16 protein-coding genes are annotated in these 13,608 nt (G+C 49.6%); 14 read left to right on the top strand and 2 right to left on the bottom strand.

Annotated elements, in window-relative coordinates; genetic code table 11:
* Positions 1-470: 470 nt before the first annotated feature.
* From lgt to QY332_15440, 3 genes are all read left to right on the top strand, one after another.
* Positions 471-1,259: a prolipoprotein diacylglyceryl transferase gene (lgt, locus tag QY332_15450; protein WKZ35010.1), complete on the top strand. Its 789-nt coding sequence runs from the start codon at positions 471-473 to the stop codon at positions 1,257-1,259.
* Positions 1,260-1,269: 10 nt separating this feature from the next.
* Entirely contained in the window at positions 1,270-1,572 is a 303-nt protein-coding gene (locus QY332_15445; GenBank protein ID WKZ35009.1) for a heavy metal-associated domain-containing protein, read from the top strand.
* 142 nt (positions 1,573-1,714) lie between these two features.
* Positions 1,715-1,933, top strand: coding sequence for a hypothetical protein (locus QY332_15440; protein WKZ35008.1), 219 nt, complete (start codon positions 1,715-1,717; stop codon positions 1,931-1,933).
* 361 nt (positions 1,934-2,294) lie between these two features.
* On the opposite strand, the gene QY332_15435 is transcribed toward QY332_15440, so the two are convergent.
* A complete protein-coding gene (locus QY332_15435) occupies positions 2,295-2,660 on the bottom strand; it encodes a hypothetical protein (GenBank protein WKZ35007.1) in 366 nt (121 codons plus the stop codon).
* On the opposite strand from QY332_15435, the gene QY332_15430 reads away from it, so the two are divergent.
* From QY332_15430 to QY332_15410, 5 genes are read left to right on the top strand one after another with little or no spacing between them, the layout of a single operon-like run.
* Entirely contained in the window at positions 2,659-2,967 is a 309-nt protein-coding gene (locus tag QY332_15430) for a metal-sensing transcriptional repressor (GenBank protein ID WKZ35006.1), read from the top strand. The genes QY332_15435 and QY332_15430 overlap by 2 nt on opposite strands.
* On the top strand, positions 2,960-5,581 hold the full coding sequence (locus tag QY332_15425; protein ID WKZ35005.1) for a heavy metal translocating P-type ATPase: 2,622 nt from the start codon (positions 2,960-2,962) through the stop codon (positions 5,579-5,581). The genes QY332_15430 and QY332_15425 overlap by 8 nt, the downstream gene beginning before the upstream one ends.
* Positions 5,582-5,597: 16 nt before the next feature.
* Positions 5,598-5,828, top strand: coding sequence for a hypothetical protein (locus QY332_15420; GenBank protein WKZ35004.1), 231 nt, complete (start codon positions 5,598-5,600; stop codon positions 5,826-5,828).
* Positions 5,825-6,667 carry an FTR1 family protein gene (locus tag QY332_15415; protein ID WKZ35003.1) on the top strand — a complete coding sequence of 281 codons (843 nt, stop codon included), beginning with the start codon at positions 5,825-5,827 and terminating at the stop codon, positions 6,665-6,667. The genes QY332_15420 and QY332_15415 overlap by 4 nt, the downstream gene beginning before the upstream one ends.
* On the top strand, positions 6,664-7,683 hold the full coding sequence (locus QY332_15410; protein ID WKZ35002.1) for a L,D-transpeptidase family protein: 1,020 nt from the start codon (positions 6,664-6,666) through the stop codon (positions 7,681-7,683). Before QY332_15415 ends, QY332_15410 begins: the two co-directional genes overlap by 4 nt.
* Before the next feature lie 55 nt (positions 7,684-7,738).
* Here the strand turns inward: QY332_15410 and QY332_15405 are convergent, their stop codons facing one another.
* Positions 7,739-9,004: a C39 family peptidase gene (locus QY332_15405; GenBank protein WKZ35001.1), complete on the bottom strand. Its 1,266-nt coding sequence runs from the start codon at positions 9,002-9,004 to the stop codon at positions 7,739-7,741.
* A gap of 231 nt (positions 9,005-9,235) precedes the next feature.
* On the opposite strand from QY332_15405, the gene QY332_15400 reads away from it, so the two are divergent.
* The 6 genes from QY332_15400 (at position 9,236) to QY332_15375 (ending at position 13,608) form a co-directional block, all read left to right on the top strand.
* Complete coding sequence (locus QY332_15400) at positions 9,236-9,514, top strand: hypothetical protein (GenBank protein ID WKZ35000.1); 279 nt, start codon at positions 9,236-9,238, stop codon at positions 9,512-9,514.
* A gap of 48 nt (positions 9,515-9,562) precedes the next feature.
* Complete coding sequence (locus tag QY332_15395; protein WKZ34999.1) at positions 9,563-9,769, top strand: YHS domain-containing protein; 207 nt, start codon at positions 9,563-9,565, stop codon at positions 9,767-9,769.
* 112 nt (positions 9,770-9,881) lie between these two features.
* Positions 9,882-10,478 carry a hypothetical protein gene (locus tag QY332_15390; protein ID WKZ34998.1) on the top strand — a complete coding sequence of 199 codons (597 nt, stop codon included), beginning with the start codon at positions 9,882-9,884 and terminating at the stop codon, positions 10,476-10,478.
* A 48-nt stretch (positions 10,479-10,526) separates the two neighbouring features.
* Entirely contained in the window at positions 10,527-11,207 is a 681-nt protein-coding gene (locus QY332_15385; GenBank protein WKZ38474.1) for a TIGR01906 family membrane protein, read from the top strand.
* 191 nt (positions 11,208-11,398) lie between these two features.
* Positions 11,399-12,499: an ABC transporter permease gene (locus tag QY332_15380; protein WKZ34997.1), complete on the top strand. Its 1,101-nt coding sequence runs from the start codon at positions 11,399-11,401 to the stop codon at positions 12,497-12,499.
* On the top strand, positions 12,496-13,608 hold the full coding sequence (locus QY332_15375) for an ABC transporter permease (GenBank protein ID WKZ34996.1): 1,113 nt from the start codon (positions 12,496-12,498) through the stop codon (positions 13,606-13,608). Before QY332_15380 ends, QY332_15375 begins: the two co-directional genes overlap by 4 nt.

Genomic DNA, 13,608 nt, shown 5'->3' with positions numbered 1-13,608 from the left:
TCCTCGCTATTTTCCAGTAGCCGCATAGATCATCAACGATTATCTGTGTGGCTTCCGGGATTATTGCATCATCAACTTTAGACGATATTGCGGCGCCTCTGCCAGCCAAATCTGCGATGGTGCGGGATAGCTTGAGGATGCGGGGATGATGAGGAATTGTAGGATCGAAGGTTGATGTGGTACAGGCACCGAGAACAACGGAGCCTGTTTTTTTTGTATAAGCAAAAAAGCCTACTCTAAAATGCGATAAACAGCGCTTTGGTATTCCCGATCAAAGCCATACAATGTGAGTTGGAACTTCCAGGTCAGATTAAGTTCAGAAGATTCGCAATTCACTTTGATGACATGGTACTTGTCAGCATCATTGGGATGTGTGATCTCCCGCTGGTGCGCTTGTTGATTGCTATTCTTGTGCTTTGCCGAAACGTTTGCTCCTGGGAAATATTTCACCCCTGAGGACTATATAAAATATGTTCACAATTTCAATTGACCCAATCATTTTCAGTATCGGGCACTTTGCGGTGCGCTGGTACGGCATCATTCTCATGATCGCGATAGGAATAGGTATTTGGCTGACGGCACGTGAGGCCGAACGCAAAGGTTTCAAAAATGAAGACATTTACGATGCCGCCATGTGGATCATTGTCGGCGGGTTGCTCGGGGCACGTTTATTTCACGTGCTCGATCATTGGCCAGATGAATACGCGGCAAACCCCATCCGTGCCCTGTATATCTGGGAAGGTGGGCTGGCGATCTGGGGCGCGCTCGTCGGCGGGCTTATCGCAGGTGCTTTAATTGCCCGGCGGCGCAGCTGGCACTTCCCCAAATTGCTGGATGCTGCTGCGCCAGGTTTGGTTCTGGCACAAGCCATAGGCCGCATTGCGTGTGTGATTACAGGTGATGCAATGGGAAAACCAACCAACGGCCCATTCGGATTTGCATACACCAATCCCAATGTGATGGTTCCGCAACTAGGGGTTTATTACACGCCGATGCCCGTTTATGAACTTGTGGTCAACCTGGGGATTTTCGCTGTGCTCTGGCAATTGCGAAAACGCAAATGGTCTGACGGGAAGCTGTTCCTGGTTTACCTGACTCTTTACAGCCTGGAGCGTTTTTTCCTGGCATTCACCAGTTCATACCGCATCATCGCTTTTGGATTGACGCAATCACAGATCATTGCCGTGATTGGATTTACCATCGGCATGGCTTTGCTCGCATGGACGCAGCGTGGGTTTCTAAATAAACAAACAATCTAAGGAGAATAACATGGACGAAAATTGTTATGTTGAACCCATCTATAAAACCGCTTCAAGGGATCAGATTCAAAAATCTGACGTTGCAACCCTGGCTGTAAGGGGTATGGGCTGTGAGAACTGTGTTACACGCGTCCGTAACAGCCTGCTCACGCTGGAAGGTGTATATGGCGTGGACGTGTATCTGAACATGGCGGTGGCTGAGGTCCGTTATGACAGCAGGAAGATTTCACCCGACAAACTTGTGATTGCAGTATCTGCCGCAGGGAACGATGGACGCCACAAATATCGCGCAGAGTTGATGGCAGCAGAGTAATTCAGCAAATTTGCGAAAGGACGAAAAATGAAAAAAATCTTCCCGCACAATTCGCAAAGAAGCTCGTACACGGCAAAAGCACGTCTACTCGATGCTGCTTGTCGTGATCGTCAACGGCGCAGTCTATTTAGGTGTACTTAGCTTGCTTGCACTCCAGCCCTCAGCATTGCTTGGATATAGCTATCTCGTTCTTTACAATCTAATCTTTGTGCTGCCGTTGGTTGTTGTCCTGATCGCCGCGTCCGCCCGCCCAACACTTAACCGTTTAGCCCATTGGAATCTACACCACAAGGAATGGGTACGGCTGGCATTGGGTGGTGGTGTGGTCGTGATGGGACTCCTGATTTTAGCGACAGTGTGAACTGCCAAGTCTTCAAGAGACTTTCCCCAATCTTCACTATCCCTCTACGCACGTTGCTTATACTGAAACCGTAATATATAAAAATGAACCTATATCGTGAGGGGACTTGGATTTCTCCATGCTTGCGCTGGTCGTTCTGACAGTTGTTCTCGTCGTAGTGCTGGTATGTAAATTCAGCACCAACAAGAACACAATTGCATAGTCTCCTCCCGCAGGGCTGCATTCAAGAAACTGCCCTGCGGGAGGGTTTGCCTGTCGTGCCATAAGCGAAAATGCCTATCACGAAACGGGGGATTTAGCGCTATGGCTTTAACATCCATTCATCTATACTGAAAAGTATAGGATGTGCAGTATGAGCGCTTTACTCCCATTTTTGGTTTTCGATCAGCCATGTGACCAGGTCTTGACATTGGTCAACGATCAGTTGAAGAGGGCTGGGTTCCGCGTCGTACAGACCTTCGATCTGCAGAATGCCCGGCTTGCTCACCCAGATTGTCCCTGCCCCCATCATGGAGCCGCGGATTGCAACTGTCAGATGATCGTCCTCCTTGTCTATCAAAAGAAGATCGGTCCTGTCACACTGGTTGTCCACGGGCAGGATGGCAAAACCTGGATCTCCCTGGCAATCCCGATCAATGGACACAGCAATCAGCGTCTGGAAACTGCCATCCGACGCGTGGTTGCGCCTCAGCGCACCAACATACCAGCATCCATTGAGTTGACTCATGAAACCCGATCAACAATCTGAAATCGTCCGTCGATTGCGCTGCGTGGCAGGACATTTGAACGCAGTCATCGAAATGGCAGAAGCGGGACAGCCTTGCGAGCAGGTGCTCCATCAGCTTGGGGCGGTGGATGCGGCCATCCGTGTGGCTGGGTCAAAGTTGATTATTTGTCAGGCTGAATCCATCCGATCTGTCATTCTGAACAGCGCCTCACCTAAAGAAAGGATTGCCGAATTACAACATCTTCAAGCCTTATATACGATTTTTCTCCACTATCCAAATCATAACATTGAGGTCTCTCATGACTAAAACAATATCTGAAATAACCTTGCCCATAAGCGGCATGACTTGTGCCTCCTGCGTTTCGCATGTGGAAGGCGCACTCAATGAATTGCCGGGCATATCGAATGTCCTCGTCAATTTGGCGACGAATAAGGCAAATGTCGCCTACGACCCTCAACGCATCAAGCTGAACGATATGCGGCGTGCCGTTGAAAATGTTGGCTATACCGTCCCAACCACCGAATTGACTTTGGATGTGCGCGGTATGACTTGCGCCTCGTGCGTGGATCATGTCGAAAGCGCATTGCGCGAACTTGATGGAGTCACCGCTTCTGTTGTGAACCTTGGGCTGGGCACTGCGAAAGTGACCTTTGTCCCCGGGTTGGTTTTTGCCAGTACGATGAAACGCGCCGTGCGCGAGGTGGGGTACGAGGCAGAGGAACGCAGTGAAGGCACAGACGCCCTCGACCGTGAACGACAAGCGCGCGAAGATGACATAAAAATTCAGGGCCGCAACCTGATTGTTGCTGGAATTATAGGGCTGGTCGTCATGATTGGCACGTTTTACGAAATGCTTGGTCCGCTTAAAGCCTTCGTGCCGGTTTGGCTTTCTTATAAATGGGTGATCGGTCTGTTGACCACGCCAGTTGTGTTTGGCCCCGGCCGGCAGTTCTTTACAAACTCCTGGCGCGGACTTAAGCACGGCGTCACCGATATGAACCTACTGTATGCTACCGGTATCGGCGCGGCGTATGGAATTGCTGTTATCAATACACTATTTCCAAAAGCGGGCTTTGGCGGCGAAGGTGCGACCTTTTTCGAGAGCGCTGCGCTGCTGACCGGTTTCATTATCCTTGGGCGCTGGCTTGAAGCGTTGACGCGCGGAAGAACGTCAGAGGCGATTCGCAAATTAATGAAGCTCCAGCCCAAAGTCGCGCGCGTGATGCGAAATGGTCGGGAGGAGGAAATTCCCGCAGACGAGGTCGAACTTGGGGAGGTGATCCTTGTCCGCCCTGGTGAATCCATCGCGGTCGATGGTCAGGTATTCGAAGGATATTCAGCCGTGGACGAGTCGATGCTGACCGGTGAAAGCCTACCTGTTGAAAAGAAAGCAGGTGACCTGGTGATTGGCGGTTCGCTCAACAAAACCGGTGCTTTCAAATTCAAGGCGACACGGATTGGCAAAGAGACCGCTCTCGCGCAGATCGTCAAATTGGTGGAAGATGCGCAAGCCAGCAAAGCACCGATCCAGAAACTGGCTGATTGGGTGGCGGGACATTTTATTTTGGGTGTGCATCTGTTGGCGGTGGTTGTGTTCCTGTTCTGGTTCTTCTTTGGCTATCAGGCGTTCTTCGATCCAAATTCAAGCTTTATCCTGTCTCCCTATAAGTTGGGTGAGATCGGCGTGTTTGGGTTCTCGTTGCTTCTGAGTGTTACGGTGCTGGTCATCTCCTGCCCGTGTGCTGTAGGATTGGCAACACCCTCTGCCATGATGGCTGGGACCGGCAAAGGCGCGGAATTTGGTGTGCTCTTCAAAGGCGCAGAAGCTATCGAAAACACCAGTAAATTACAAACCATTGTGTTCGATAAAACCGGAACGTTGACGAAAGGCGAACCTTCGGTAACAGATGTAATCGCTGACTACGAATGGAATCTGGAAGGGTCACGTCTTTCAAGTTCGGAAGTAAAAGCAGAGACAGTTCTCCGCCTGGCTGCCATCGCCGAAAAGAATTCTGAACACCCCTTGGGCGAGGCGATTGTGCGCGGCGCGGTGGATCGGGGCTTGAAACTGGTAGAAGCTGAAACATTCAATTCGATCCCGGGTCACGGTGTGGAAGCAAAAGCCGTAGGTTCTGAAATCCTGCTCGGCAACCGCAAATTGATGCACGACCGTAGTATTGACTTTGATCATTTGATGACACAAGCCGAAGTTTTGGAGGCGGATGGCAAGACTGTCATGTTTGTCGCGTTGAATGGGCGGGCGGCTGGCCTGATCGCCGTCGCTGACACGCTCAAGGAGTATTCGGTTGAAGCGATCGAGCACCTGCACAAGTTGGGACTCGAAGTAGCCATGATTACTGGCGATAACCGCCGTACGGCTGAGGCGATTGCCCGCAAAGTTGGCATTGACCGGGTGTTGGCTGAGGTCCTGCCGCAGGACAAGGCGGAGGAAGTCAGAAAGCTTCAGGCGCAGGGAAAAAAGGTTGCGATGGTTGGCGATGGCGTGAACGATGCTCCCGCTTTGGCGCAAGCTGAAGTAGGCATGGCAATTGGTTCCGGCACAGATGTAGCAAAAGAGACCGGCGACATCATCCTAATTAAGGACGATATCCGCGATGTGGTGACAGCCTTGGAAGTTGCCAAGGTTACCATGCGTAAGGTGAAACAGAACTTGTTCTGGGCGTTCTTTTATAACACATTGGGAATACCGCTGGGCGCTGGTCTGTTTTACACATTCGCCTCGGTCATTATCAGTCCCGAACTAGCCGGCTTGATGATGGCTGTCAGTTCTATCTCTGTAACTCTAAACACGCTGCTGTTGAAGGGTTTCAAGCCATCGGTCGGACGCGAACATAAGCCCAGGCAGGGAAGTGGTAATACGCAATTACAACCGTCAACGGTTGCTGCCGGAAATGATTGATTTTTAGGAGGTTCCTATGGAACATGAAATGATCGAAAAAGAAGTCGCACGGAAGAGTGTCTTGATCTACCTGCCGATTTCGATTGGCGTGTCACTGCTCTTTTTACTGGCTGCCACACTGACCGGAGACTACTCTCTGGTGGCCCGCGTCGGCGGCTCGGCATGGGTCGGGTTGCTTAGCTTGATCGTCGCGATGCCGATTGTCATCTCGCGCGTCAAGAAACAGATCCATGTAAGGTCACAATGATCGCTGGCGCACTCATCACAATTCGCGAAGGCTTGGAAGCCTTCCTGATTGTTGGCATCCTAATAGGATACCTGACCAAGATCAAGCAGACGCAGTTCAAGGTACATATTTGGACCGGCATGGCTGCGGCACTAGTGGTTAGTGTTATGCTGGCATTTCTTTTTCAGTATATGGCGTTTCAGTTCGAGGGGACTTCTGCGGAAATCTTCGAGGCAGTTGTGGCTTTGATGGCAGTCGGCGTATTGACATGGATGGTTCTCTGGATGCAGCGTCAGAGTTGCGGCATCCAGGGTGAGCTTGAACAAAAAGCCAATGAAGCAATCTCAGGCGGACAGGCATTTGCACTGGGAAGCCTGGCTTTTATCTCTGTTCTGCGCGAGGGAGTGGAAACAGCTTTATTCCTAAGTGCTTTACTAGTCACCTCACGGGATATGCGATTGTTTCCAGGTGCCATCCTCGGGCTAGTGATAGCTGCCGTTATCACCTATTTGCTTTTCCGTTCCTCCATCCGCCTGAACCTGCGAAAATTTTTTGTCGTCACCGGGATTTTCCTTATCCTGATCGCGGCGGGTCTCGTTGGACATAGCGTGATGGCACTTCAAGATATTGGGTGGCTTCCGATGGGTACAACCATTATCTGGAACTTGCAAGGATTCATTTCAAATGAGAGTCTGGCTGGAAGATTGCTGCATGCCTTTTTGGGATACGAAGCTGCGCCAACTTTTCTGATGGTCTTTGCTTATACCCTTTATGTGGTTCTATTTGGCGGGCAATTTTATAACGCCATACGTCAAGGTATCTCGCAGCCTGTGATGCGATATGTAAAGCAGGGACCTTGAGTTTTTCCCGCCGCGACTTTCTGAAAGCATCTGGCGCAGGTCTGCTGGGGTTGTTTCTGGCAGACCTGCGCCTTGAACGTGCATTTGCTGCGATTACTCCGAAACAGGGCCGCATTACGTTGAGCGGCGTAGAACTCCATAGTGAGCCATTTTATAACGCAAAGAAGCTGGATACTTTGGGGCGCGATGCAATCGTGAATATCAGCGATGAAACGGATGGCGACACGGGTTATGGCAATCCATTCAATTCAAAATGGTTCTTCATCGAAAATCTGGGCTATGCCTACTCTGGACTGATTCAGCCAGTTGAGACGCTTTATCAACGACCTGTGACTGAACTACCGGCGACTACTGTGCTTGGCGAGATTACGGTACCGTTTTGTGATACGCGGCGTGACATGAGTCTTGTGGCGAAGCGGGGTTACCGTATTTACTATTCATCCACGCATTGGATTACCGATGTTGTTGTTAATCAGAATGAAAAAAGCATCTGGTACAGGATTTTTGATCGCCAAATACAAGAGTCTCTTTATGTGCCGGCGTACGAGATGCGTGTGATTCCGTCCGGTGAACTGGGGGCACTTTCGCACAAAGTAGCGGAAGAAAATAAATATATTTATGTTGACCTGGCAAACCAGTTCGTGACCGCCTTTGAAGGTGAAAAACCTGTGCTGGCAGCGCGTTGTTCCACGGGCGGTAAAGGGACGGAAACCCCTGCGGGCAAATTTCGCACCTTCCATAAGGGACCGAGCATCCACATGACGAATCAAGGTGATGGGACGGAGAATACCTATCATCTGCCTGGTGTTCCGTGGGTATCCTTCTTCACCGGGACCGGGATCGCTTTCCACGGCACCTACTGGCACAATAATTATGGGCGGCCCAGCAGCCGTGGCTGTGTGAACTTAACCCCGAGCGACGCAAAATTCATTTATCGCTGGACCCGCCCCGAAGTCCCACTTGAAACTCCATATTTATATCAGCCAGGTGGGGGCACTTTAGTCAAGGTTGTCTAAATACTTATTCGATCTTCTTTGAGAGAGTGATTTCAAATTAAGTAACATGGTGGCATCAAGGCGCTTTTTTCTGAAGTTGAGCCAGCGCTGGCTCGAACCCTGGATGAAACTTGAGCGCAGAACGAAGGTCTTTTATGGCATTATCTGGGTCACCTAGCGCTTCGTATGCCAGCGCGCGCCAATAATAACTTTCTTCGAGAACCGGCTCGCTCATTGCAGACAAGGTTGAGCTTGCTAATCCGATTACGTCTTGATATCGTCCACTATAGTAATAAGCCCAATACGGACCGGTCTGATACCACATCATACGCCAGGGTCTTTCCTTTTCAGGGATGGCGGGGTAGATCGCAAATGCTTCGTCATAAGCTAATGCAGCGCCTGCAAAGTCTTGCAGACTTACCAGGCTGGTACCACGATTGAACCACGCAAAGAATTGATCCTGGCCATTCAGTGTGTAAATTTCATCAAATGCTTTTTGTGCGGCATAGCGGTAGTTGAACTCTTCATCCGCTTGTGTGCCTAAAATTCCCACGATCTCATCTTTACTTTCAGCCGGGTACACTACGAGATAGGTGAAATTAAATGCCCGCCAGTATGACTCAAAATCTTTGTACCCCATAACCTGATCGGGCCCGTAGTAGGAATCCTGGAATTTGAATTTCTGGTCGGAATCACTGTAACCCGTTACCAATACATAGTGACCCATCCAGCCGTCGAAATCACGTCCTTCAAAACCTTTTTCGATGATGACTGGGAAGCCTGCTGCCAGGAAACGCTTGAGGAGTGGGATTTCCCCACCAACTCTGAGTGAAACTTGTAATTGGGTTTTCTCTTCAACATAATTTGCCAGTTCATTTGGCATCACATTTTTGTCGCGTGGGTTCGGCTTGGTAAAGTCTGCGATGATGCGCTGGTTGCCATCCCACTTCCAATATGAAAGCGCCATTGCCAACGTGGCGGGACCACAGTTGTTCCAGGTCTGGTATTCATGCTGAACACCTGTGAGCGAAATGTTTTTTGGTATCGGCGTTAATGTTTGGGTTGAAGTGGGCTGTGGAAGATTTGATGGGGCGTCTGGTGTTGAATTGGTGGGAATAGGAGTTGGCGGAATGACAGCCCCGGTTGGTGAAATTGCATTTTCCTCAGGGACAAAGATCACCTCTTCTGGAGGCGAAAAGGCGTACTTGATACGCGCTGCCAACTCAGCCACCCGCCATCCGACTCGTTCCCGAACTGCGGGCAGGTTGTAAATCGCGGGGATTCCCAGGATAGACACGACAAGGATGATCAGAATGGGTTTGGAATATTTTGGGTTTTTCATTTCAATTCATTATGAAATTTTGCATATCCTAGGACAAGCGCCAAATGGCATCCGGTTCGATAGGCAATTTTGCGTATTCATAAAATTGAGAGATCTTCTATACATTCGTATGGGCATAAACGCTATCCGCAAAACAGCGTATGTCCGCAATAGGCTAAACGCCTCTCACTCCCAATCCACAAGTCATGTAGACTCACTTTTGAAAGAAGATTGCTTTCAAAGGAGTAATAAATGGAATCCCATCCCTCAGTAACAGATCGTCCCGTACGCATTCCTCTCATCGCCTGGTTTCTAGGCATTGGCTTGATTGGTGCGCTTGTGGCAATTTTCGTTTTCAATGTGGCGATCAATACCGTTGCATATTATGGCTTCATCGCGTTGATGGTCGGCAGCCATCTCTTTATGCACGGTGGACATGGTGGTCACGCCGGACACCAGCCCGGCGCGGAATCGAATCCTGCCGAGGCAAAGAAGAACGAACATGCCGGGCATTCCGGTGGCTGCCACTAGGGACAGTGTTCACGTGTTCTCATAAGTAAATTTTCACAAGGAGGACCCATGTTATTCAAAGATCCTGTTTGCGGCAAGCGGCTTCAACGCGGTAAGGCTCATATCATCATCGAGGTCGAGGGCGTGAATTACTTTCTATGCTGCCCGCGATGTCAGACGGAATTCGAACACAATCTGAAGTTATACGCCAGACCGGAATTAGGTGAGAAGGCAAAAAAATCACTGCAGGTGCCTCATCGCCCTCACATTCAATAGAGTCAATGTCTGTAAGGAAATCTCTGGTGAATTCAGGTCCACGGGTGCTTGACACAATTAGTTTGTAGTACATCGAAGACGATAAATCATAAATACCTTAATAAGGAACGACATGCAACACGAAACAGTACAGATACATACCTTCTGGAGAAACGGAGCCAAGGCGACCCATAAGCACAGGTCTCAGGTCCCGGAGGTTACAGTTTGCCTTCCCAGGAATGCAGATGAGTTTAGGCAGATAGCAGATGAATTATGCGACCGCGCACAAAGGGTTGCTACGGACCAATTACATCCCCTGCTTGAACGAGTTGACCTAGTGAAGCTGAGTCAACGTCATGAATTTCTAGAGGCTTTTAGGTTTTCATTGGAACGAGAGATCGCTCAAAAAATCGTTTTATGGCTGCCCTGTGTTAAAGTAGTTTATAGGTTTGATGCTTCACGAAAAAACAGATTGGAAGAGTGGGATAACACGATCCATCTTCTGGTATTGGTACCCCAACTCATGCCTTCAATAAAGGAGCTTGGGACAATACTTGATAGCGCATTTCTGACAACCGTTAAGCACCTGCCCTGGTCGCGTTTTCAGGAATCCAAATCGGTAATCGAAATTCAGCAAGTCACTCCAGAGGAGATACGTCATGGCGTATGCTATGGCGCAATGTTCTTCTCGTATTATGCGGCACCTTCACAGATCTGGCCGGAAGGTTAATCAGCCATACACTGACAGGTGATTCACCTCGCATTGAAAAGGGACACGATGCCAAGCCTACTAACCAAAATCCTGAAATTAATCACCGTTATGCTTGTCACGATTTTTATTGTCGGTGGCGCGTTACAGTTACTGGCTACTGACTCGTATCTGGCTTTCGAATACGGCAAGGCAAATTTTCCGACTGACTCATTTGGTTACACCCAACAACAGCGTTTTATCCTTGCTTCAACGAACATTCATTATGTGCGTGCGCATCTTCCCAATGGCGAACTCTTAAAACAATTCCTGAATGGTTTGCCGGTTTACAATTCACGTGAAGTCTTGCACATGGCTGACGTGCAAGCGGTCTTTCAATCTATCTTGCGCGTCTGGCAGTTGGCATTCATTCTGCTTATATTGCTGAGCTTCTTCCTTTGGAAAAAAGGAGAGCGGAAGGCGCTCGCCTCAGCACTTCAATCGGGTGGACTGTTGACTTCCGGGATCATTCTCTCAATTGCCTTACTGGCAATCTTCGGCTGGCAATTTTGGTTCAACACCTTCCACCTGGTTTTCTTCAAGCCGGGTTCATGGCTGTTTTCCTACTCGGATACGCTCATTCGCCTCTTTCCGGTAGAGTTTTGGTTCGATGGGACATTAGCGATTTCTATTCTCAGCCTAGCCGGAGGATTATTGCTTGCATTTGTCGGTTGGCGTGGAAAGCACCTGCTGATTGACAGACATACCTAAGGATGCAACCATCTGTGATTAGATTAAACCCTGAAAATATTTGTAAATACAAGTCCAACGAGAGATCGCCAGGCTTTTTTGAATAAGTATTTTTGCCTATTTATGTTGCGCTGATTTGCGCTTATGCCCTGGCAGGCATGGTGCTATATTTGAAACATGGATAACCCCGGTTCTCTTAAAGGAAATTGATCGTGTCACTTGCGCGCCGTAACCTCTTTCAAGATAAAACTCGTCTGACGTTGAGCATTGTTGGAGTGGCGCTGGCGGTAATGTTGATTCTGATCCTGAAAGGATTTCTGGCTGGAATGAACAGCCAGATCACGGGATACCTCGACCATTCTCCCGGTTTAATTGTTGTAGCGGAGGAAGATGTGGTCAACCTGCTTGGAGCCACCTCGCTGCTTCCGGCGGGGATGGAACAAAAAGCGGAAACCGTACGAGGCGTGGAAGATGTCGCCCCGATCCTCTCACAGTTCGTCATTCTTGACTTGCATGGCAAGAAACAACCCACCTACATGATCGGATATGAACCACGCAAGGGTGGTGGACCGTGGAAGCTGATTGCCGGGCACGAACCAGCTTCAAAATGGGAAATGGTCTTCGACCGCGTATTGGCAGACCGTCACGGGCTGAAGATTGGCGATGAAGTGGAAGTCATGGGAAAGGACTTTACCATCGTTGGCTTGTCGAGCGGCACGACATCCTGGATGACCAGCTTTTTCTTCATCCGCAAACAAGATGCAGAGAGGTTATTGCTTGCCCCCGAAGCGACCAGTTTCCTCTTGCTCACCACGAAGGATGGCGCCGACACAGATCGCATCCTCGAGCGGTTGAATGATTATTCCGGGGTCAACGCCCTCACCAAAAAAGAAATGTCTGCCAACGACATCAAGTTGTTTGCGAAAGTATTTTCTGCGCCGCTCAGACTGATGGTCGGGATATCTTTTCTCGTTGGCTCCATGATCGTGGGCTTGATTATCTACACTGCCACAATCGAGCGTCAACGCGAGTATGGCGTGATCAAAGCCATTGGTGGGAAGAATCGTTTTCTTTATCAAGTTGTGCTGACGCAAGCCTTGTTTGCCTCGGTTGCCGGGTCTTTGCTCGGAATCTTGCTGGCAAACGCTACCGCTCAATGGATCATGTCTGCCAGGCCTCAATTCCTGATTGTCTTTGATCTTGTGGATGGAGGGCAGGCGCTTCTTGCCGGAGTTGGCATGGCACTGCTTGCTGCGATCTTCCCCACACGTGTGGTTGCCAATCTTGCGCCAGCGGAGGTCTTTCGGAAATGATTCGACTCGCCTTTCGTAACCTCTTTCAGAACAAGATCCGCCTCGTTATTTCATCTGGCGGAGTGGCGCTTGCCTTGCTCCTCATCCTTTCATTGGATGCCATCTTTACCGGCGTTGAAAAACGAATTACGGCTTATATCGAAAATAGTGGCGCAGATATTTGGGTCTCGCAAGAGGATGTGTTCAATATGCACATGGCATCCTCTTCACTACCAGATAGTGTTGCCAGAAAAGTAAAAGCTGTGCCGGGCGTTGACTCTGTTTCACCCATCCACTATCTGGCAAATAATATCATTGCAGGCGATGAGCGCAACCTGGCTTATGTCATCGGCTTGACAGAGGACGCCGAACTTGGCGGTCCGTGGAGCGTTTCAGCCGGGCGTAGTTTACCGGACGAAGATGAAGTTATCATGGATCGGGGCGTAGCAGAAAAATCCGGGATTGGATTGGGTGACGAAGTTGAAATCCTCGGTAAAGATTTTACGGTGGTCGGTTTTACAGAGGGCACATCCAGTCTGGTCAACTCGATTGCCTTTATTTCCATGAAAGACTTCGAGGATTTACGCAAGAACTACGATACCTTCAGCTTTCTGCTGGTCAAGGTCAATGATGGACAATCACCGGAAGTGGTGGCGGATCGAATCAGAGCGCAGGTTAGAGATGTCACGGTTCAAACCCGCGACCAATTTGCCGGGCAGGAGCGCAAAGTTGTGAAAGATATGAGCACCGATCTGGTCACCATCATGAATCTGATCGGCTTTTTGATCGGCTTGGCAGTATTGTCATTGACCGTATACACCTCCACTCTTTCTCGCCGTCGGGAATATGGCATGTTGAAAGCGCTTGGCGCGCGCAATCGCGATCTTTATCTAACGGTTCTGGCTCAGGCGATGTTGTCTGTCGTGCTGGGATTTCTTTTTGGGCTGACGATCACCGTGTTATTATCACTGATCATTCCCGTGCTTGGTGTCAATCTGACAATGGTAGTCAGTCGCGTTTCATTACTTAAGGTTGCCAGCGCGTCCCTTATCCTTGCGGGAATTTCCGGCATGATTCCCATTCGTCAAATTGCGGGCTTGGACCCGGTGATGGTATTTCGAGGCAGGTGA

Source organism: Anaerolineales bacterium (genome assembly GCA_030583885.1).
GTDB lineage: Bacteria > Chloroflexota > Anaerolineae > Anaerolineales > Villigracilaceae > Villigracilis.
The sequence above is the reverse complement of the archived record's forward strand: the minus strand, read 5'-3'. Positions and strand labels throughout refer to the sequence as shown.